The organism is Paenibacillus sp. FSL R7-0204 (genome assembly GCF_038002225.1).
In the GTDB taxonomy this organism is placed as follows: domain Bacteria; phylum Bacillota; class Bacilli; order Paenibacillales; family Paenibacillaceae; genus Paenibacillus_AQ.
This window is the reverse complement of record NZ_JBBOCA010000001.1, coordinates 5600667-5621238: the sequence shown is the minus strand read 5'-3', so window position 1 is coordinate 5621238 and position 20572 is coordinate 5600667. Positions and strand designations below refer to the sequence as shown.

Sequence of the window (20572 nt, the reverse complement as noted above, 5' to 3'; positions counted from 1 at the left end):
TGAAGCAAGAGCGGAGGAGGTGGGCTATGCTTAAAGACTGGGCTTCTATTCTGGACAACGCGCTGTCAGGCGAAAGTGCTTTTAGAGCGTTGTTCGATCATCATCCGGACTTCATCATTGTACTGGACAGGCAGGGCCGCTACACAGACAGCAACCGAATGATAAGTGCCGAGGAGGCAGGCAGACTGAACGAATGCCGGATGCATCCGCCCGGCGAGGCCCATTTCGCATCTGCTCTGGCCGGTATCACATCGAGCTTCGAGCTGGCCGTGGAAGCCGCGGAAGGAAATGAAGGGACGGGCGGCGGCGCGGGGAATGCCGAGGGTATGGGAAGTGTGGTAAGTGCTAGTGCTGGAAGAGAGATAAGTTCTAGTGCTGAAACTACTGGTGCCGGAAATGATGGGCGTGCAGTTGTTACAGTACGCTATGTGCCGCTTCACACAGACAAAGGCATTGCCGGTGTATTCGCCATCCTCCATGATCCCGCGAACCGGCCCCTTTCCAGTCTGCTGCGTAGCTGGGTTAGCATGAGCAGCAGCCTTGCGGCAGGCGCTGAGCGGACTGTGCAGGCAGGAGACGGGTATTCTGCGTATGCGGATGAAATGGCTGCCACGAAGGATGATGACGAGCTGCCGCAGGCAGAATTCGTGTTCGAGATGGCTGAGGACAAACGGCTCAGTCTCATTCTGAACTCTGTCTCTGCCGGAATCTTCGGCCTGGACAACCTGGGCCGGACCATCTTCATTAACCGTGAAGGGGCACAGATGCTGGGCTACGAGCCGTCAGAGCTGACCGGGCTGCCGATGATGGAGATGATCCATTACATGCATGGAGGTGCGCCCCTCCATTCTCTGCTGGAGTGTCCCATCACGCTTACCCTGCAAGACGGAGTTACCCGCAGCAAGGCGGATGAAGTCTTCTGGCGTAAGGATGGAACCAGCTTCTTCGTGAATTACCGGATTGCTCCGCTGCTGGACCGGGGGATGATCTGCGGTGTGGTTATTTCCTTCAGCGATATTACGAACGAGCGGGAGGTTCTCCGCGCCAAGGAATCAGCAGAGCGGGCTGCACAGGCCAAGTCGGATTTCCTGGCGATGATGAGTCATGAGATCCGCACGCCGATGAACGGAATGATCGGCATGGCCGACCTGCTGCTGGAGACCGAGCTTGGGGAGGAACAGCGCAGCTACGCCGAGATTCTGCGCAGCAGCAGCTACAGTCTGCTGCAGATCCTCAATGACATCCTCGATTTCAGCAAAATGGAGGCAGGCAAGATGCCGCTGCAATCCGAACGCTTTGATCTGCGGGAGATGCTGGAGGGCATCATTGACCTGTTCACTCCGAAGGCAGAGGAGAAGAAGCTCTCCCTGCGCTGGTGGGCAGATACCAGTGTGCCGGACATCGTCACGACCGATCCGAGCCGGCTGCGCCAGATTATCGTCAATCTGGTCGGCAACGCGCTGAAATTCACCGATCGTGGCAGTGTTACCTTGTCAGTCAAGAACATCCCGCTGCCCGCCTCACCGGAATATCTGCTGGAGTTCTCGGTCCGCGATACCGGAGTAGGCATTGCCGACAGCAAGCTGAATCTGCTCTTCCAGTCCTTCTCCCAGCTGCATCCGTCCATTAACCGCAAATACGGCGGGACCGGACTGGGACTTGCCATCTGCAAGCAGCTCGTGGAGCTGATGGGCGGAACGATCTTCGTGGAGAGCGAGGAGGACCGGGGTTCGATCTTCCGGTTCATGCTGCCTTTTATGAAGGAAGAGCCGGGGCCTGAGCCGGAGTTACACTCCTAAGGGTTAACCGGAGCCGGGGCTGACGCTCACTTGTGTTCTCGTCTATCGAGTCAATCCCCTGTGTTCTCAACTATCGAGCCAGACAACCCGTTCTCCAGGATACAGTGGGGGCGGGTTATTTCTATTCGTTATCTCCACTTTAACGCTACCATGGGCAGCGCAAACAATTGTATTTTCTCCACTTGCTTATCTTCGATAGGCTCTTACTGGGATAGATGTCAGAAAAAAATAATGTTTTAGACTGAAAAATAAAGTGTTAGACCGAGAAAATAAAGTTGTAGACTGAGAAAATAAAGTACTAGACTGTCGAGGGCATTAAGCTAACGGGCAGGATAGTGAAAAAAGGATATATCATCTTTCTAAGCGAAGTTGACTATAAATCTGAAAATAAAGGGGATACTACAAATGTTCTATGTAAATGTAGAAGGAGCTGTTTTTCAAGAGGATAAGTGGCTAATAATTGGACGCAGTATGAAAGAGGAACACGCTGGGGGACTTCTTTCGCTTGTTGGAGGTACAGTTGAAAATGAGGGTAACACCCAGGATATACTAGAAAGGACTATAAAAAGAGAACTCTTTGAAGAGGTGGGAGTAAAGGTAAAAGATAAGATTAAATTTGTAAGAAACACCTCTTTTATATTAGACAATGGTAGTGAAGTTATTGATATTGTTTTCCTTTGCGAGTTTGATAAGGGTGAACCTTATGTTAAGAGTCCAGATGAGGTTGATGCAGTGTATTGGATGACAACTGATGAAATACTGAGTAATCCAATGGCTCCTATCTGGCTAAAAGAAAGTATACAAGAGGCAGAGTCTCTACGTAAAAAAGAAACTTCATATTAAGCTAACGGAGAACGCTAGTTCAACATGGCTTACAGATTATTAAAACCTCTCCTTAGAAGCAAACTAGATTTAATAGCTTCTAAAGGGGAGGTTTTGTTATGAACTTAAGTGAATTGTGGAGGTTGTATGAAGCTGACAAGCGCATTCAAGGATTCAGTACGAGAACATTAAAAGCATACGCCCTTCAGCACAAAATGTTGATGCAAGAGTTTGGCAATCTCGATATTACTGAAGTAACGTTAACCACGCTGAAGGATTACTTGGCAAAACAGGCTGATCGTTTGAAGCCAAGCAGCCTGGGTCATCGAATTAGGTTTGTTCGTTCTCTTTTCCGTTACGCTTATGAAGAGACGTATCTGACTTCAAATCCTTCTCTAAGACTGAGAGAACCAAAATTAGATAAGCGCATTCCTAAGTTTTTAATTGAGGAAGACGTCATACACTTAAAGATCTCTTGTCAGTCACTCAGGGAAAGAGCGCTGCTTGAGTTTCTCTACAGCACTGGTTGCCGGGTTGGGGAGGTGGAAAAGATCAACATCGAGGATCTTAACTGGGAGAACTGCTCAGCAATCGTTAATGGCAAGGGATCAAAGCAAAGAGAAGTTTACTTTACGACAGAGTGCAAAGTATGGTTAAAGAAGTACCTGGCCAGCCGTGAGGACTCCTGCAAAGCCTTATTTGTTACCGATACGAATCCAACAAAACGAATGGCCATACCTACGATCAGATGGGCCTTAAAACGGCTTGCAGATCGTGGAGAAATTGAAGCGAACGTATACCCGCATCGCTTTCGACATACTTATGCATGCCGGCTCCTTGATAACGGTGCTCCATTAGATTTCATCCAAGGTATGCTCGGTCACGAGAAAGCATCGACCACTCAAATCTACGCACAGCTCCGCGGCGAACGTCGGAGAGAACTTTATCGACGATTCTTTTAGTTTTTTGAACAGTGGCGGATCCCATTTAGAAATCCGCCGCTGTTCAACTAAAGGGCAGGATAGCGAGAAAAGTAACACTTGCTATTTAATAATAAATATTACGAAATTCAATCAGCATTGGTCGGTATTATTTCAATCACTTGTTGAAAACTAGTGGAGACTATTTTCAAACCTTGTTGAACTGCATAAAGGTCTTTTACTAATTCTTCATCTTTATGATTTAACACAATATAAAAACCACGAGATTTTATATCTTTATCAAACTTTTCATTCTGTATATTCTCCAATTCAATATTTGTTATTTCACTCTTATTAACTTTATATCCACTCAAAACTAACTCGGATTCCCCCAGATTATTCACATATATCAAATCAACTACACTATCTAGCGATAACTTACTAATTGATAAAGTACTGTAATCCTCCTTAGTATATGGAATCGAATCAATTAAATTTACATCGATTTTATCGCCTTTATCATTTAGCCATGAGAGTATTGGATAAACATTTTTATATTCTTCATGTTGTAGGCCTAATTTATGATTACTCATGTCTTTAAGGTAGTCTACATTATTTGTTATTTCATCTTCAATATACCAGCGCAAAACCCCAAGACTTGCACCAGTATATATATTTTTGGCTTCTTCAATAATAGGGAAGATGATTAACTCTTCACTCAGTTCACTATTCCATTTAATTGAAAAATTTAGTTTACTCGATTCATTCTTTTTTGAAGGTACTTTCAAGGCACTATACCATGTATTATCTCCCTGTAGTTTAATCTCAGTATTCTTTCTGCCTTGGAGGGCAATTAATGTTATATCCGTATCAATTTTAGTATTATCAAAGAGAAAGGACAGGTTTAACTGATCCAATTTATCAGATTTTAATTTGTAATATTGGTAATTTTCTGTAGGAATTGTAGTGATGTTCTGATCATCAAAAACCATTCTATAGTATACATTTGGTACTTGAGAATTTTCTATTTTATTTGATATTTGGTATGGTTCAATTTGCTTTTCACTAACAGCTAGTGTTCCCCTTTTTTTAGAAGAGGTTAAAGCGTTATCAGAGAAACTGCAAGAACAAAGAGTAATGCTCATAACAAATAAAATAAGATATTTCAACTATTAACCACCTCTATTGTCTAAATTCAACATCCCCCATCATTTCGAAGGGGGATGTTAAGCTATTTAATAGTTCTCACTATCAACGGTCCAAGCTGTAAAAAAGTCAGAACCATTAGTTATAGTGTGATTTGAGAAAGCCTCCCAATATCCTTCTATTGCAGACTCCGCTAAGTACTCGACTTCAGCATCGAAGCCCGCTAATCCTATAGCCTGATTGCTTTGGCCGATAAGGTCGTTATCATGAAATAAGGAAGTAGTAACTGAAGCGACATACAGGATACTTTTTGGATCTGTAATACCTGTTGCGCTGTATTCCCAAACAGGAATTGTTGAACCAGGTATATAATCCGAAAAAGCTCTAATTAATATACTTTCTCCTGTTGCCATGGTTGAAAATGATTTACTTTGAGGTGTGTTTTCCAATGAAGTATCAATACCGAATTCAACTTTTTGTGGAAATTGACTGCGGTCTACATCAGTAGGAATACTTCCACTAGCAAAAGCATTTGAACTTGCAGCCAATAACAAAATTGAAGTACTGATTGCAGCAATAGTTTTCTTCATTCTAGAACCTCCAGTTTTTAGTATTTTACTTTTTTAATATTTAATTTTTTTGTTTCTCATCCATATTATACCTATAATTCCGATTATACAGATTGAGGATAATGTACTAATTTTATGTAGGCCTTTAGAATGTAATTAAATGTATTCAAATATAATACTTTGGTAGTAATTCTCAACGTATGGAAATCCATTTATAATAAAATAGTGAATATTTTATTTTTATAAACTAGTTTTTTAATTCTTATAGATTTAAACAAGTCCTCAAATTGAATTGACATTAAGTAACATGAAAACTACCTTCAAAAATATTCTTATAATTCAAGTTTGATTGTCCTAATAGCAAGTATAAAACTGGGGAAAAAAGGTTGCATTCTGAGACATAGAGTGTAGACTATTCTAGATCTTATTAAGATAACAAGCTATAAAACTCCAATATATGGTATTGTTGTAGTGTGAAAGGAGCATGATTAATGAAGGGACGAGTTTCTGTAGAATATAGGCGTTTAGGTGTTTTTGCTGTACAGACTGAAGACAATTATTATTCCGTAATTGAGGTTCAGAGTGGACTCCCTTCCTTAGGAAACAAACTAAATGGGGAGCTTAATTCACTTGGCGAAAAATTATTATATAATGAAACAACTAAAGAAGAATTAAAGGTATCTATAAAATCTACACAATTAACCCTATTTGAAGCAAAGAGTTATATTAAAAATGCTGCAAGAGGGAAATAGTTAGCCTATTGAACTAACGGAGAACGTTAGTTGAACGACAACAGCGGCAGTCTAAGACTTTATTTTTCAAGTCTTGTTCCGTCGCTGCTTCTTTTAATGGATTAGTCTAAAACTTATTTTTCAAAAGCTGACGATTCTTCAATTCAAAAACCGCGTTAAATCAACGACTCCAGTCTAATACTTTATTTTCACCGAACAATAGAAGTTGGAAAATCAGCACTTAATTTAGCCCAATTCAGCCTAAAAGGTAAAATCATCAATTTAAGTTGCTGTTTTTCCACTTGTTGCTCCATGATCCGCTGAATCGGGCGAAATAAGCTGCGTTTTTCCATTTGCTTGCTGGAAACGTCCATCTTCTCTCAGACTTCTTGGTTCATATGTAAGGATTTATTTACTTTAGCTGTTCTGCTTGTTGCATTATAAGCGGATTATAGTAAAATCAGAAAGTGCCATTTCCAAATTTTTCTTACAAGGGGGAGTAACATGCAGGAGCAGATGTCACGTACGAATAAAGCGGCTTGGGAGACAAAAGCCTATCAGGCTTGGACTCAGTACCATGGTTCACCTGAGGAGCTTGCAGTACAGCTGCAGCAGGACCCCGCACATACGCTGCGGTATTGGCTCAAGTACACGGGCAATCCGTCAGGCTTGAAGGTGCTTAATCTGCTTGGCTCTCACGGCAGGAAAGCCATTTGCTTTGCTATGCTGGGGGCAGAGGTCACCGTCGTGGATATTTCGGAAGAGAACCGCTTATACGCCTGTGAAGTAGCGGAGGCAGCGGGGGTGAAGCTGAACTACCTCTGTGCAGACGTCATGAATATCCCTGAAGAAGAAGCCTTGGGAACGTTCGATGTGGTGCTGATGGAGTTTGGGATTTTGCATTATTTCACTGATTTGAATGCGGTATTTGCCTTGGTCCGCAGACGGCTTAAGGCAGGCGGAAGGCTTTTATTCACCGACTTCCACCCGTTCGCCAGGGCATGGCTGACCACTAAGACGCTTCAGCATCCCACCGGCAATTATTTTGACGATGCGCTTAGAGAAAGTGAAGTTGCGTTCGCCAAGCTGCTTCCTGAAGAGGAGCGTTCCGGCTTAGGGCAAGTGGTGGTGCGGAGCTGGACGCTGGGGGATATCCTGACCTCTGTCGCTTCGCAAGGGTTATCTATCCGTACCTTCGAAGAAATCAAGAGTGCCGAGCACCCGGGATTCCCCGAATTCTACACGCTGGTTGCCGATGCTGTTGAGGGACTGCTAAGCCCGTTATATCCTCCGACAACATAATACTATGTCCTAAACAAGAAACAGCAGGTCCCCTCGGAGGGCCTGCTGTTTCTTGTTGGCAGAATGTAATCGAAAAACCGATCACATTGTGCTGGCGCGATGGTAAGCAGGCCAGGCAGCTTAAGTTCTTACAGCATTCACCCGCATGGTGGTGCTGTCTTGGTGAAGCAAGCTATGCAATCGGGGCAGCCGCTGCCGGACCTGATGTCTGCTACTGGCCCCACCCGCTCTAGCGCATATACATCAGACCTACGGTAGCGGGACCGCAATGACTCCCGATGACACAGCCGGCATGAATGACGGCGATTTCCTCGACACCGGTCTGCGCGCGCAGCGCGGTCTCCAGCATCTTGGCATCCTCTTCTGCCAGCGTATGGGCAATTATGAGCAGCTCCTTGTCCATATCGGCGGCATTCACGAGCGCATGCTGAAGCATTTGCTCCACCGCTTTCTCCTTCTTGCCGCGGATGCGGGCAACAGGGACAATGGCTCCGTCCACCAGCCGGAGAACCGGACGGATCTTCAGCAGGCTGCCGATGAAGTTCTGCATCCCTGAGCAGCGTCCGCCCATGTATAAGTAGTCCAGCGTATCGACCACGAATTCCGATTCCACCCGGTTACGGGCTTCGGTAATCATTGCTGCGATGTTGGCAGCGCTCTCGCCTTTGGCTGCGGCACGTGCAGCCTTCATGACCAGCAACGCGATTCCGCCGCATAAGGTCTCAGAATCTACGACATGCACCCGGCCTTCGGGGAATTCACCCGCTGCCAGGAGTGCATTCTGATATGTAGAAGATAAAGAAGAGGACAGACTGATATAGACAATATCATGGCCGCTGTTGATCGCCGGCTGGAACGCGGCGATGAAATCAGCAGGGGATGGCGCAGCAGTCTTAGGCAGGGCACCGCCTGCAGCAACGCGGCGGTAGACCTCTTCAGGGGTGATTTCGACCCCGTCCTTGAAGGTACCATCTCCAAAAACAACATATAACGGCACAATACCGATATCATATGTGTCCTTCCAGCCTTGCGGCAAATCGGAAGTGCTGTCTGAAAAGATTTTTACGATAGACATGAATATCTCCTTCACCGTTCTTGGATGAGAATACACTAGATTAAGAAAACTATAATCTGTTTATTATACCAAGCTTGGGAAGAATCTCAAAACAAAAAAAACAGCTTCACCGTCCATACAGACAGGCGAAGCCGTTCCCGCATTACATGTAACCCTTGATTCTTATTTCTTCATCACCGGAATCCAGACTTCACACACATAATCCTCAGCTGACGTATCGCCGGGCGGGTATAGCTCAATCTCAGGTCCGCCGGTATGCTCATAGCCGGTTCCCGGGAACCATTCCTGATAGATCCGCTGCCAAACCCCTTGAATCGCATGCGGCAAAGCACCCTCGGACCGGAATACGGCCCAGCTGGCAGCCGGAATGACAGTGGTCTCATAACCTTGAGCATCTGTTTGCGGAGTACCTTCGACACCGATCCAATAGGTAAGCTGTTCCTTTTTCATATCCATATCCGTGCAGATGCCAAGCCATTCGCGGGAGGCACTAAGCTCAATCAGCTTGTCGGAAGTGCCGTCCTCATTGCATTCGTCCCAGAACTGCGGGATTCTGCGGAAATTCTCCCCGTCACGGGTAGTTACCTCCATTGATTTGCCGATAACGGTAAAAGCTGGTTTATCCACGATTTTGTAGTCCATATCCTGATCTCCCTTCAATGATAGGTGGAACGAGATGCGGGGGAAAGCTTTGAGCTGGACGCCAGACTTACGCGCTGCTGAAGGGGTAATCCCATGGGCTTTGCGGAACGCCTTGGCGAAGGACTCCGGCGAGTCATATCCGTATTTCAGCGCCACATCCAGTACACGGATATTGGATACCGCCAGCTCCTGGGCGGCCAGCGTCAATCTGCGTTTGCGGATATAGTCGGCTACCGTGAAGCCAGTCAGCATACTGAACATGCGCTGGAAGTGGAACGGTGAGACATAAGCTACCTCAGCCACATCCTCGATACGCAGAGTTTCAGTCATTTTCAGCTCCATATAGTCCAGTGCATGCTTCATTCGAATCAGCCATTCCAAAGCTCCCCATCTCCTTCTGAGTTCATCCTAACATGCCACCGCACAGATGTTCCTGTTATTCTCTGCTCATTAATGACAGGTCATGCGTTCTATCCACCTATGATGTCATATTCGAAGGGATTTGTCAGCGTTCGTTACGCTACCCGATCCGGCAGACTCTGGCCTCGTAAGGGCGGAGGGTGCTGCGGTCCATGGCTGCGGGCTCCTCCGGATAATTGCTGATGATCGTTCCGGTGACGGCGTTCAGTTCATCTGTAAGCTCTACAGTCTGCGGGGTATCACCGAAATTGAGCAGGATGAGCCACTTTTCATCGTCCAAGGTGCGGGTATAGGCATAGATATATTCATGCTCCGGCAGCAGCAGCTCATACTCGCCATAGACCATAATGGGATGCTGCTTACGCAGACGAATTAATTCCTGATAATAGTAAAATACCGAGTCCGGATCAGCCAGCGCCTGCTCCACATTAATCTCGGTGTAGCGCGGATTGAGCTTCAGCCACGGGGTTCCGGTGGTGAAGCCGGCGTTGCTTGAGGCATTCCACTGCATCGGGGTGCGGGCATTGTCGCGGCCTTTGGAATGTATCGCCTGGAGAATGGTGTCGTGGTCTGCGCCGCCTTCGGTCACCTTTTCCCGGTACATATTGAGAATTTCGATATCCTTATAATCCTCCAGCGCGGGGAACTTCACATTGGTCATGCCAATTTCCTCGCCCTGATAGATGTAAGGCGTGCCTTTGAGCGTGTGCAGCAGGGTAGCCAGCATTTTGGCCGATTGTACGCGGTACTTGCCGTCATCTCCGAACCGTGAGACCATCCGCGGCTGATCATGGTTGTTGAGATATAGACTGTTCCAGCCCTTGTCTGCCAGACCCACCTGCCATTTATGCAAAATATCCCGCAGCCCCTTCAGCGTCCACGGCACCACATTCCATTTGCCGCCCGGGCCGGAATCTACGTCCATATGCTCGAACTGGAACACCATTTGCAGCTCATGGCGGTCTTCGTCTGTATAGAGAATGGCATCCTCTACGGTGGCTCCCGGCGTCTCCCCGACGGTCATTACGTCGTATTTGGAGAGAACTTCACGGTTCATCTCCTGCAGATACTCATGAACCCTGGGTCCATTCATATAGTATTCGCCGCCGCCGGCAAGTTCGCCCGGGGCCAGGTCCTCATGCTGGACGGAAGGCAGGCCTTCCACCTTGGAAATTAGGTTAATGACATCCATCCGCAGCCCGTCCACACCCTTGTCGAGCCAGAAGGCCATCATCTTGTAGAGCGCCTCCCGCAGCCGAGGGTTCTCCCAGTTCAGATCCGGCTGCTTGCGCGAGAACAGGTGGAGATAATATTCGCCGGTAGTCTCATCCTGCTCCCAGGCCGGGCCGCTGAAGATGGAGCTCCAGTTGTTCGGCAGCGCGCCATCTGGTCCGCCCGGACGCCAGATGTAATAATCGCGGTAGGGATTATCCTTGGAGGAACGGGATTCTACGAACCAGGCATGCTCGTCCGAGGAATGGTTAATGACGAGGTCCATCATCAGCTTGATGCCGCGTTCATGCAGTCCGGCGAGCAGCTCCTCCCAGTCCCGCAATGTGCCGAACTCATCCATAATATCCTCGTAATCACTAATATCGTAACCGTTGTCATCGTTTGGTGATTTGTAGACCGGTGACAGCCAGACGACAGTAACGCCCAGCTGCTGCAGATAATCCAGCCGGGAGAGGATGCCCTGCAGGTCGCCGATACCGTCTCCGTTGCTGTCCTGGAAGCTGCGCGGGTAGATCTGGTAGACTACGGCTTCTTTCCAAAAGGTTCTTTTCATTAATGTAGCTCCTTTACCATGGTATATTAGGTTTTGCGTTAATCTCGAACGGTTACGGCCAATTTCAATACGATAATTTCAAGGCGCTGAACATCGGGCATTTATTCGATGAGGTGCTTATCTCCGAATGGGAGGGAACCCGCAAGCCAGATCCGGCCGCGAAGCAGGAATGAAGACTGTCTGGAAACGGAATGAACAGTTTGTCACAGCGTCGGAAGCGGATGCTGTTATTGATGATTTGGGAGATCTAGTAGATCTCTTATTGAAAAAGCCCCGAAGAAGCTAAATATCTTCGGGGCTGATAAGATTACACCGTAACAGAAGCGCCCCCGGCACTGACGGTACCCAGTCCGTTCACCGTATACTCCTTGCCGTGAATGGTGAGGGAGGCTGGAACCTCGGTTTCGTTGCTGACAGTAACCTGTGCATCGGTCACGGTCACTTTTAGCCGCGAGCCGCGGAACATGATTTTGAAGGAATAAGAGGTCCAGTGTCCCGGGTTAGACGGGTTCAGAACCAGCCGGTCATTCAGCACGCGAAGTCCGCCGAAGCCGTGAACAACCGACATCCACGTACCCGCCATGCTGGTTGTATGGCAGCCGTCCTCCGTATCGTTATTGTAATTGTCGAGATCCAAGCGTGAGGTCCGCAGGTACATCTCATACGCCTTCTCCTTGTAGCCCAGCTCACAGGCCAGAATGGCATGGATACAAGGGGAGAGGGAGGACTCATGCACGGTGATCGGTTCGTAAAAGTCGAAGTTGCGCTTCTTAGTCTCCAGATCATATCGGTCGCCTAGGAAGTAGAGTCCCTGAAGCACATCTGCCTGCTTGATGAAGCAGGAGCGCAGAATCCGGTCCCATGACCATTTCTGGTTCAGCGGCAGGTTCTCCGGCAGCACATCCTTGACCTGGATGATCTCCTTGTCGAGGAAGCCGTCCTGCTGGAGGAAAATTCCGCGTTCTTCGTCAGCCGGATAGTACATTTTGGCGATAATCTCACTCCACTTGGCCGTTTCGCTCTCCAGCAGCTCCAGCTTATCAGCCAGCTCAGCGTAGCGAGAACCCTCATTCTCCTGCACATAGGCCAGAGCCTCAAGCGTGTATTCCATCGTCCAGGCTGCCATCCGGTTCGTGTACCAGTTGTTATTGACGTTATTCTCGTATTCATTCGGGCCGGTGACGCCCAGCATCACGTATTTATCCTTATGCGCCACATAGTTCACACGCTCCTCCCAGAAGCGCGCAATCTCCACCAGCACCTCCAGGCCGTATTGGCCCAGATAAGCCTTATCGCCGGTATAATTCACATAGTTATAGATGGCATAAGCAATCGCACCGTTGCGGTGAATCTCCTCGAACGTAATTTCCCACTCATTGTGGCACTCCTCACCGTTCATCGTGACCATCGGGTAGAGCGCGCCTTTGCGGTAGCCGAGCTTGCGGGCATTCTCCTTGGCCTTCTCCAGATGCTTGTAGCGGTAGATCAGCAGATTGCGGGCAATTGCGGAGTCGGCGGTACTGAGATAGAACGGCACACAATAAGCTTCCGTATCCCAGTAGGTGCTGCCGCCGTATTTTTCCCCGGTGAAGCCCTTCGGTCCGATGTTGAGCCGGTCATCCTCGCCCGTATAGGTCTGATTCAGCTGGAAAATATTGAACCGGATCGCCTGCTGCGCCGACACATCGCCTTCAATAATAATGTCGCTTTCCTTCCACTTGTCACCCCAAGCCGCAGCCTGTTCCGCTAAAAGCGCCACAAACCCCGCCTCCCGCGCACTCTGAAGTGCAGCCGATGCGGCATCCACGAGCTGTCCCAGCCCGTAATTGCGGGAGGTAACATTCGCAGCAAACTTATAAATAACCAGCTGATCGCCGGATTGTACCGGAACATTCAATGTATTGCTCACATATTTGTCCTGCTCCAGAACCTCTGCTTCGGCCGCAACCGGCTCCCCGTTCAGCAGAATATCGAAGACGTAGGCGGAGGTGACATGGAAATCGAGCTTTTTGGTCTTCAAGGTCAAATGTCCGCCTTCTGGTCCGGCCTTCTTCTCCACTTCGTTCCAGAATTTCTCGTCATAGTTGGCATCCTTGTTCTTGATATCGCCGTCGAGATAGGGGGTTACGGTAATATTCCCTGCAAAATTGAGCGGAGTGAGCGAATAACGGATCGCCCCGATCTCATGGCGGACCATGCTGACAATCCGGATGCTCTCCACCTTGACTTCTTTGCCATCCTGGGTGGTTGCGGTGAAGCTGCGGGAGAGCGTGCCTTCCTTCATATTGAGTACCCGGCGGAACTCTGTGACTGTACAGGCAGCCAGATCCAGCGGGGTTCCGTCCAGCTCAATGTTAATTCCGATCCAGTTGGTGCTGTTCAGCACTTTGGCAAAATACTCCGGGTACCCGTTCTTCCACCAGCCGACCCGTGTCTTGTCAGGGTAATAGACGCCGGCCATGTAGCTGCCTTGCAGGCTGGGTCCGCTGTACTGCTCCTCGAAGTTGGCTCTGCCGCCCATGTATCCGTTCCCGATGCTAAATACGCTTTCGGATATTTCCTGGGTCTGCGGATCAAAGGACTCTTCGATAATGGACCATTCGTTGATTGTTAAGTATTGTTTCATGATTTTGGCTCCTTAAAGGGGGATATGAATATAAAATGAACCGTATGCCTCAGTCTAGCCGGTACGTGCAGGCCGCTCCGAATGCGAAAGGATGTTACGATCACTGTTGTCCCCGGATGCCTGTATTCAAGCTATAAGGTAAGCATCCGGGGACAAAGGCGAACGCTAGCGCTTCTTCACATTCCTTTCGCTTTCTCCGCTGATCACGTACCTGTTGGATAACGCACACAGTTCTTTACTGAGGGTAGGGTAGAAATAAGAGCATTCGCTCGCATTAATGCTTACTGTCGGCGTGTGGCAGAACACAGATGCTCAGAGTTAGTTGTATTCTGTACATTTACAATTGGCGATTAGATGTGATTGAGAACTATAACTGTAGTCTGTACAACTAATTGTGCCCTAAAAGGTCATATCAGCTTAAAAGTGATAGCTTAATTGTACAAAGTACAACTAAGCCGATAACCGGGGGATAAATTGGCAATATAGTTGTACAAAGTACAGTTAGGCTGTCCGGCGGACTAGAGATGCCGTTTGAGCGGAAGGGCTCACGGCTAGGCTCAGGCTCTGTTACTATTCGTCACACAGAGGCAAAAGATTCCTTCAGCGTGACAACAGTGAGCTGCTGAAGGGAAGGGACTACTAGTGTTGCTCCGCTGAGTGTCTCGGGGGAGCCGATGCCTACGCTGCGCATACCGGCGCGGGAAGCGGCCAGGATGCCGGCTGCGGCATCCTCGAAGACGACGCAGTGTGCGGGAGCGGTGTCCAGAGCCTTCGCCCCCAGCAGGAAGACCTCCGGGTCCGGCTTGGCCGCGCTGGTATGCGTGCCATCGATGATGGCATCGAAGTATGGGGTCAGGCCGGTATTGTTCAAGATGGTCATCGCGTTCTTACTGGCTGAGCCGAGGGCTACCTTGATGCCGGCTGTCCGGCATTCCTTCAGGAAGTCCAGGGCGCCGGGGAGAATCTCCGAGCTGTCCATCTTGGCGATATACCCGACATAGCGGTTATTCTTCTGTTCCGCCAGTCTGGCTTTGTCATCTTCGCCAAGCGTGATGCCGCCGATCTCCAGCAGGATATTCAGCGAAGCGGTCCGGCTGACGCCCTTGAGCCGCTCGTTATCCTGCTCTGTGAAGACAAATCCAAGCTCTTCGGCCAGCTCCCTCCAAGCAATATAATGGTACCGGGCAGTGTCCACGAGAACGCCGTCCAGATCGAACAGGCAGGCTTTGATATCTGACATGTTGAACCTCCTAAAATGATTAGTGAACAAATTGAGATGGGCAACCCGCCAAATGGGCAGGAATCCTGCAAAACGTGCAACATTCCTGTGCGGAAAAAGTCCCGCTGCTGGCGGAAATCCTGCTCAAAGTACAATAGTCGGGGTGAGTGGCCACCCTATGGACGAGAATCGTGTACAAAGTGCAACATTTCTTTGCGAATCATGCTCCGCTGGCGAAATTCTTGCACAAATTACAACAACTCTTGTGAGTTGCGCACCAAATGGGCGGGAATCCTGCAAAACGTGCAACATTCCTGTGTGGAACAAGCCCTGCTGGCGGAAATCCTGCTCAAAGTACAACATTCCACTGCACTGAGGGCCGAACAGGGAAAATCCCATAAGTGTGTATCAGCCCCAGCGCCATCACTTGCTTCAGTACCACGTCACCATCAACCTCATCGCCAGCAGCGGCAGAGGAAATCCCCGTAATCGTATCTGCGGTTTAGCACAAGCAGAGCCGCCAGCAACAGTAGGGGCAGTGGGAGGTACCCCTGCCAGCAGCATTCCGAACTTAATTAGCGCAAACGTTTGTACAAAGCTCCAAAAAATAAATGAAGCGTAAGTCTGCTTCATTCATTTTCTTGTACATGTCTTAATTTCCCGGAGCATGCATAGAGGACTCCCGTACGATTAGACGGTGGGGAATGACAAAACGGTTCGTATAACCGTCTTGATTATCCGGCTTCTGAATGTTCTGGATCAGCACCTGTGAGGCCGTATAGCCAAGATGATAAATCCCGATATCAATACTGCTGATCGGAGGACTGGAGAGCTCGGAGAGCGGGATATTGTTGAAGCTGACAATCGCCAGATCCTCAGGGACCTTGTACTTCAGCTCGTTCAATCCGCGGAGTACCCCGAATGAGACCATATCATCCACCGCGACAAGTGCTGTCGGACGGTTCGGAAGATTCATGAAGAAGGACATCGCCCTATAGCCGCTGTCCTGCAGGAATTCGCCTTCAACAATCCATTCATCCTTCATTGTAAGATTCTTACCCTGCATGGCCTTGCGGTAACCCTCCAGCCGGTCGCGTGAAACGATAAGGTTCGGCGGGCCGCTGACGAAGCCGATGCGTTCATGTCCCATGGAGATGAGATGATTCGTCGCATCATAGGCGGCCATGATATTATCATTGTCCACTGACAGAATATCCTCGTAGCGGTCGCTCCGTCCAACCAGGACAAAGGGATAACCGCCCGACTGCAGAAAATCGATCACCGAATCGTCTTTACGGGAATACAGCAGAATAACGCCGTCCACACGGCGTCCTTTGAGCAGACGGGAGACAGCTTCAAGCTCCTCCTTCTCGTTCGCCCCGGAACTGATCAGCACATCATAGCCGGACCGGCTGGACTGAGTGAGGATCCCACGGATTAATTCCATAAAAAACAAATTGGAGAACAGCTCTTCAGCCGGTTTTGGAAGAATGATGCAGATACTGTTAGTGGTCTTGGATACCAGACTTTTGGCCATCATGTTCGGGGTGTAGCCCATTTCTTCCATAATCACTTTGACCTTACGGGAAGTTTCTAAGCTGATTCTGGGATGGCCTGACAACACCCGGGACACCGTGGAGGGAGAGACTCCCGCTTTCTTGGCAACGTCCTTAATGGTAACTGTCATAGAAACCTCCTAATGGAACCGTTTGCTTTACACAGTAATATTAATCGAAGTGGGGAGGATTGTAAATAGTGAAACCTCGTGTATGGCGCAATCCCGGCAGCTTGTACGTTCTGAGCAGCATGCAGCGCAGATGCTTTAGCCATTCCGAGTCTGGAAATAGTATCGGAATTTGCGCAAATCTGTGCAATTCGAGGAAGAAATTTGTGCGAAAAATGTGCAAATAAAATTTGTGATTGCGAATCAGTTTTCAAAAAATAAGTAGTTGACAATTAGTTTGCCGGGAGATTAGTATGTTAACGAATTGCAGCAATCGCTTACAAAGGCTGGTTTTACGGAAGATTTAAGAGCCGTTCTCCGGTTGATTCCAGCAATCAGTTCACTATACCTCTTCTTGCAAACGTTTGCGCATATTTTGTGCTGAATCAGATTGGTTTGAAGTGCTTTTACCTTAAGGAGAAGGAGGTTCGAAGTTATTTTGTTGGCCTTAGGCGGCCGTACTTACATTGTTTGTCCGTAAGGAGGGAAGGGACGGCTTACCCTGAACCTGCACAGGAGCTTAAGCTGCCTGCGAAGCTTCCGGTAACGTTCCAGTACAGCGTAGCGGACCATAGTGTTTCCGCTCTGTATACCGCTCCTGCCGGAGAAGGTGAGTTACAGCCGGTTCCGGCGGGGCACCTGCGGGTTCATTACCACCGTGTGGACGGCAATTATGCTGATCTGGGCTTGTGGACCTGGGGAGATGTGGCTTCCCCGTCCGCAGACTGGCCGAAGGGTGCGGTCCCCTTCCCGGCGGGACAGACGGATGCCTACGGCGTATATGTCGATCTGCCAGTCAAAGAAGGGGCGAAGTCGGTCTCCTTCCTCGTGGTTAACCGCGTCAGCGGAGTCAAGGAGATGGAGAACGGCGACAAGACCTTCCTGATCGGCACTCCAGAGACCAACGAAGTCTGGATCAAAGAAGGCTCCAATCTGGCGACGCCTTACGAGCCGGTGTCTCTCCCGGAGAATACGGTGCGGATTCATTATTCGCGTGCGGATAACAATCAGAGCCAGTACGGCCTGTGGCTGTGGGACGATGTAGCCTCGCCTTCCGAAGGATGGCCTAAGGGCGCAACTCCGTTCGCACCGGAGCATAAGGATGCCTACGGTGCTTACGTTGACATCCCGCTCAAGGAGAACGCGAAGACGATTAGCTTCATCGTCATGAAGCCTGTAAGCGGTGACAAGGATAGTCCGGCAGGCAATGAGAATAAAAGCTTTACACTGCTGGACCGCTACAATCAGCTATGGGTGAAGGAGAATGATCCGAACGTCTACACTTCTCCTTTCGGCGAGACGCCGATTGGCCTGTTGTCTGCTGAGGTGCTGTCTGCCGGCAAGCTGGTGCTGGGCTTCACTATGACGGACGGGCTGGACCCTGCTGCGCTGAAGACCGCTATTACCGTGAAGGATGCGGAAGGGACGGCCATTCCGGTCACAGCGGTGACGATTACGGGCGGAGGCACCCTGGAGGTGGCTACTGGTGCTTTTGACCTGGGCAAGATTTCACTCCGTGTAACTTACGCCGGGACAACGGTATCCGCTTCCACCGGCTGGAGAATGCTCGATGAGATGTACAGTTACACCGGGGATGATCTGGGAGCCACGTATCATCAGGACAATCATTCGGCAACGCTGAAGCTGTGGGCGCCCAAGGCAAGCTCTGTGACTGCCATGGTATACGATGCAGCGGATGCTGACCGCACGGTTGGCCGTGTGGAGCTGACCCTTGGTGAGAAAGGTGTCTGGTCGGCCCGGCTGAGAGCCGCTGATCTTGATGGAGCTCCCGGTGCTGATGATGTGAGAGGCTTCTACTACCAGTATGAGGTCACCAATGATTCGGTCACCCGGCAGGTGCTTGATCCTTATGCCAAGTCGATGGCCGTGTTCACAGTGAATACGGCAGGGGAAGCAGGCGCTGGCGGCGATACGGTTGGCAAGGCGGCGATTGTCGATCTCAGCACAACGAACTCTAAAGCAAAGAATTTTGCGGTTCGAGTTTGGAGTTTTGCATCGTGCGGGACGCACCATAACCGTGACGAGAATGATTCCTACAACATAAATAGGGTAGCGGTTTAACCGCTACCCTTAAAAACAATAAAACTGCAAAAAACGAGGGATCGCTTGCTATACAAGAAGATGTTTCTCTCCTGTTTGCAAAAATCTACCACTTCAAGCGTCAACTGAGTGGGGGAGTATTTAAGGAAAATATTCATTAAGATTTTCAGGTGTGATGCCATTCCACAACCAAAATTGATCCCCCTGTGATACCAGCAATCGATCTAACCAAAGTTCAAAATTCAAATTAAGTGGATCACCATTATCACGAGTAGAGGTGTAAATTGATTGGTCAAAAATATAGTCTTTTCTGCCTTGCTTTACATAATCGCTGTTCACACAAATTAATGTCTCACTGAATTTTGCAATGACATACACATTCTCAGGGGTAGGAAACTTTTCTAAGGCATCAATAATTTCATCCACCCCATAAATATGCCAATGAGGAGCTGATTCTTCAACATCCTTATACAATTCCATTCCATTGTGAAGAGACAAAAAGAACTTATAATCATCAGGCAACTTTAAGTCTGTCTCTGCCTCGAAATCCTCGATTTCTTCCAATGAAACGGGCTTGGAGAATGAGAAGGTACATGAAAGCTGGAATCCTAAATTTCTTTGAATGTGAATATTTTTGTTATTACAAATCACCTTTTTTAAAGCTTCTAAAGATGCGATAATTAATTTTGACATTTTGCCCTCCCCTCAATAAATTAATAGTACTGAAACCAGAAGGAAAATTTAGCATGAATATCCGCATGAAGTGGTATTAAGTTAGAAAAATCATTTCCTCCTCCAAATTGTAACGGACGAATATGGTGAATTTCAATTGTAGGAACCCAATTTACGTATCCATAATTTTGATCATAATAGGTTTTGTATTTAGCTCTCACTGTGCTATCAAAGGTATTGCGAAGGGCTGCGGTAACTGAAGAAGGAACCGTTGCCCATTGTGCTGTGCTTGGCATAGTGGAATTTAAAAACCCAAGAACATCAACATTTCTCCAGGTTGGATATTGCTGACCTAAGCTGTTTAAGAGTATCTCAGATTCTGTCATTGTATCTCCAGCAGTAGATAATCCACCGTTAGGATCAGTCCAAATTCCATACATACTTGAATAAGTTGAGTAGTAATATGTTAATGATTTTGAGTATTGTTTACGACAAGTCCTGATCTTACAAGTACAACCGAGATACCATCAGGTGTTAGTGCTTGTGGGCTGGAAATAGGAGTCAATCCAGGTTCATCTCTATCAAAAAAAAGTTTGTTTTTACTTGACATTTCAATGTCAGCCTTATTTAAAGGATCTGGGGTAGATAAGAACTCTTTTTTCAACGCTTCCATGTCAACTTTTTGATTTATTCCAATTTGTTTTGAGCCTATCTGATCATCCCCGTTAAAAACTAGTGCAAATGTTGGAAGCTTCTCTTCAGCAACAAGATCTCTAGTAACATTATTAGGGGCGGTTAAATCAGATCCTGTAACCTCTTCGGCAAAAATACTGCTAGGGAATGCAAACAATAGTAGACAAAATACTAAAATATACTTCACTGTCTTTTTCATAAATGTCTCCTTTTGCAATAGAATTCATGGAATTCACCTTTTGTATTCCATAAATTCCTCTTCATTGTTTAGTAGGGGAATTTAGTAGTCCATTGTGAATAGACAAGCAATCATGTGATCACCTCGATTGTCTTAAATGCTGATGATTCTAAGAGCACTTCTCTCCC

At 48.1% G+C, this 20572-nt stretch carries 18 protein-coding genes; 6 read left to right on the top strand and 12 right to left on the bottom strand.

Features of this window, described 5'->3' with window-relative positions:
* Positions 1–26 precede the first annotated feature (26 nt).
* The 3 genes from MKX42_RS24630 (at position 27) to MKX42_RS24620 (ending at position 3583) form a co-directional block, all read left to right on the top strand.
* On the top strand, positions 27–1799 hold the full coding sequence (locus MKX42_RS24630) for a PAS domain-containing sensor histidine kinase (RefSeq protein ID WP_340755338.1): 1773 nt from the start codon (positions 27–29) through the stop codon (positions 1797–1799).
* A 405-nt stretch (positions 1800–2204) separates the two neighbouring features.
* Complete coding sequence (locus MKX42_RS24625; protein WP_340755337.1) at positions 2205–2642, top strand: NUDIX hydrolase; 438 nt, start codon at positions 2205–2207, stop codon at positions 2640–2642.
* A 98-nt stretch (positions 2643–2740) separates the two neighbouring features.
* Positions 2741–3583 carry a tyrosine-type recombinase/integrase gene (locus MKX42_RS24620; RefSeq protein ID WP_340755335.1) on the top strand — a complete coding sequence of 281 codons (843 nt, stop codon included), beginning with the start codon at positions 2741–2743 and terminating at the stop codon, positions 3581–3583.
* Positions 3584–3690: 107 nt separating this feature from the next.
* Here the strand turns inward: MKX42_RS24620 and MKX42_RS24615 are convergent, their stop codons facing one another.
* Together MKX42_RS24615 and MKX42_RS24610 are read right to left on the bottom strand one after the other, a co-directional pair.
* Entirely contained in the window at positions 3691–4710 is a 1020-nt protein-coding gene (locus MKX42_RS24615; protein WP_340755333.1) for a hypothetical protein, read from the bottom strand.
* A 66-nt stretch (positions 4711–4776) separates the two neighbouring features.
* The gene (locus tag MKX42_RS24610; protein WP_340755331.1) at positions 4777–5277 is read right to left on the bottom strand and encodes a hypothetical protein; all 501 of its coding nucleotides are present in this window, start codon (positions 5275–5277) and stop codon (positions 4777–4779) included.
* Between the two features lie 470 nt (positions 5278–5747).
* Between MKX42_RS24610 and MKX42_RS24605 the strand changes: the two genes are divergently transcribed.
* On the top strand, positions 5748–6008 hold the full coding sequence (locus tag MKX42_RS24605; protein ID WP_340755329.1) for a hypothetical protein: 261 nt from the start codon (positions 5748–5750) through the stop codon (positions 6006–6008).
* Between the two features lie 188 nt (positions 6009–6196).
* On the opposite strand, the gene MKX42_RS24600 is transcribed toward MKX42_RS24605, so the two are convergent.
* Positions 6197–6361 (bottom strand): hypothetical protein, encoded by a 165-nt coding sequence (locus MKX42_RS24600; protein ID WP_340755328.1) that lies wholly within the window; start codon positions 6359–6361, stop codon positions 6197–6199.
* A gap of 130 nt (positions 6362–6491) precedes the next feature.
* Here MKX42_RS24600 and MKX42_RS24595 point away from each other — a divergent pair, with 130 nt between their 5' ends.
* The gene (locus MKX42_RS24595; protein WP_340755327.1) at positions 6492–7289 is read left to right on the top strand and encodes a class I SAM-dependent methyltransferase; all 798 of its coding nucleotides are present in this window, start codon (positions 6492–6494) and stop codon (positions 7287–7289) included.
* A 229-nt stretch (positions 7290–7518) separates the two neighbouring features.
* Here the strand turns inward: MKX42_RS24595 and MKX42_RS24590 are convergent, their stop codons facing one another.
* The 6 genes from MKX42_RS24590 to MKX42_RS24565 all read right to left on the bottom strand — a co-directional run bounded on the left by MKX42_RS24590 (position 7519) and on the right by MKX42_RS24565 (position 16744).
* Positions 7519–8364 carry a DegV family protein gene (locus MKX42_RS24590; protein ID WP_340755325.1) on the bottom strand — a complete coding sequence of 282 codons (846 nt, stop codon included), beginning with the start codon at positions 8362–8364 and terminating at the stop codon, positions 7519–7521.
* Between the two features lie 162 nt (positions 8365–8526).
* On the bottom strand, positions 8527–9387 hold the full coding sequence (locus tag MKX42_RS24585) for an AraC family transcriptional regulator (protein ID WP_340755323.1): 861 nt from the start codon (positions 9385–9387) through the stop codon (positions 8527–8529).
* Between the two features lie 139 nt (positions 9388–9526).
* A complete protein-coding gene (locus MKX42_RS24580) occupies positions 9527–11212 on the bottom strand; it encodes a glycoside hydrolase family 13 protein (protein ID WP_340755321.1) in 1686 nt (561 codons plus the stop codon).
* Positions 11213–11519: 307 nt separating this feature from the next.
* Positions 11520–13838, bottom strand: a complete 2319-nt coding sequence (locus tag MKX42_RS24575; RefSeq protein ID WP_340755319.1) for a glycoside hydrolase family 65 protein — start codon at positions 13836–13838, stop codon at positions 11520–11522.
* A 577-nt stretch (positions 13839–14415) separates the two neighbouring features.
* Positions 14416–15078, bottom strand: coding sequence for a beta-phosphoglucomutase (gene pgmB / locus MKX42_RS24570; RefSeq protein WP_340755317.1), 663 nt, complete (start codon positions 15076–15078; stop codon positions 14416–14418).
* A gap of 631 nt (positions 15079–15709) precedes the next feature.
* Entirely contained in the window at positions 15710–16744 is a 1035-nt protein-coding gene (locus MKX42_RS24565; RefSeq protein WP_340755315.1) for a LacI family DNA-binding transcriptional regulator, read from the bottom strand.
* A 507-nt stretch (positions 16745–17251) separates the two neighbouring features.
* Between MKX42_RS24565 and MKX42_RS24560 the strand changes: the two genes are divergently transcribed.
* Positions 17252–18862: a pullulanase-associated domain-containing protein gene (locus tag MKX42_RS24560; protein ID WP_340755313.1), complete on the top strand. Its 1611-nt coding sequence runs from the start codon at positions 17252–17254 to the stop codon at positions 18860–18862.
* A gap of 120 nt (positions 18863–18982) precedes the next feature.
* Here MKX42_RS24560 and MKX42_RS24555 read toward each other — a convergent pair whose 3' ends face one another.
* The 3 genes from MKX42_RS24555 to MKX42_RS24545 form a co-directional block, all read right to left on the bottom strand.
* Positions 18983–19534, bottom strand: a complete 552-nt coding sequence (locus tag MKX42_RS24555; RefSeq protein ID WP_340755311.1) for an SMI1/KNR4 family protein — start codon at positions 19532–19534, stop codon at positions 18983–18985.
* Between the two features lie 20 nt (positions 19535–19554).
* Positions 19555–19899: an HNH endonuclease signature motif containing protein gene (locus MKX42_RS24550; RefSeq protein WP_340755309.1), complete on the bottom strand. Its 345-nt coding sequence runs from the start codon at positions 19897–19899 to the stop codon at positions 19555–19557.
* 80 nt (positions 19900–19979) lie between these two features.
* Complete coding sequence (locus tag MKX42_RS24545) at positions 19980–20405, bottom strand: hypothetical protein (protein ID WP_340755306.1); 426 nt, start codon at positions 20403–20405, stop codon at positions 19980–19982.
* Between the last annotated feature and the right edge of the window lie 167 nt (positions 20406–20572).

Bases quoted from the DNA above. Each gene is read 5' to 3' on its own strand.
- MKX42_RS24605 (WP_340755329.1), top strand. From the start codon at position 5,748: ATGAAGGGACGAGTTTCTGTAGAATATAGGCGTTTAGGTGTTTTTGCT.
- pgmB (WP_340755317.1), bottom strand. From the start codon at position 15,078: ATGTCAGATATCAAAGCCTGCCTGTTCGATCTGGACGGCGTTCTCGTG.
- MKX42_RS24595 (WP_340755327.1), top strand. From the start codon at position 6,492: ATGCAGGAGCAGATGTCACGTACGAATAAAGCGGCTTGGGAGACAAAA.
- MKX42_RS24590 (WP_340755325.1), bottom strand. From the start codon at position 8,364: ATGTCTATCGTAAAAATCTTTTCAGACAGCACTTCCGATTTGCCGCAA.
- MKX42_RS24575 (WP_340755319.1), bottom strand. From the start codon at position 13,838: ATGAAACAATACTTAACAATCAACGAATGGTCCATTATCGAAGAGTCC.
- MKX42_RS24545 (WP_340755306.1), bottom strand. From the start codon at position 20,405: ATGAAAAAGACAGTGAAGTATATTTTAGTATTTTGTCTACTATTGTTT.
- MKX42_RS24620 (WP_340755335.1), top strand. From the start codon at position 2,741: ATGAACTTAAGTGAATTGTGGAGGTTGTATGAAGCTGACAAGCGCATT.
- MKX42_RS24565 (WP_340755315.1), bottom strand. From the start codon at position 16,744: ATGACAGTTACCATTAAGGACGTTGCCAAGAAAGCGGGAGTCTCTCCC.
- MKX42_RS24580 (WP_340755321.1), bottom strand. From the start codon at position 11,212: ATGAAAAGAACCTTTTGGAAAGAAGCCGTAGTCTACCAGATCTACCCG.
- MKX42_RS24630 (WP_340755338.1), top strand. From the start codon at position 27: ATGCTTAAAGACTGGGCTTCTATTCTGGACAACGCGCTGTCAGGCGAA.
- MKX42_RS24625 (WP_340755337.1), top strand. From the start codon at position 2,205: ATGTTCTATGTAAATGTAGAAGGAGCTGTTTTTCAAGAGGATAAGTGG.
- MKX42_RS24555 (WP_340755311.1), bottom strand. From the start codon at position 19,534: ATGTCAAAATTAATTATCGCATCTTTAGAAGCTTTAAAAAAGGTGATT.
- MKX42_RS24610 (WP_340755331.1), bottom strand. From the start codon at position 5,277: ATGAAGAAAACTATTGCTGCAATCAGTACTTCAATTTTGTTATTGGCT.
- MKX42_RS24600 (WP_340755328.1), bottom strand. From the start codon at position 6,361: ATGGACGTTTCCAGCAAGCAAATGGAAAAACGCAGCTTATTTCGCCCG.
- MKX42_RS24550 (WP_340755309.1), bottom strand. From the start codon at position 19,899: ATGACAGAATCTGAGATACTCTTAAACAGCTTAGGTCAGCAATATCCA.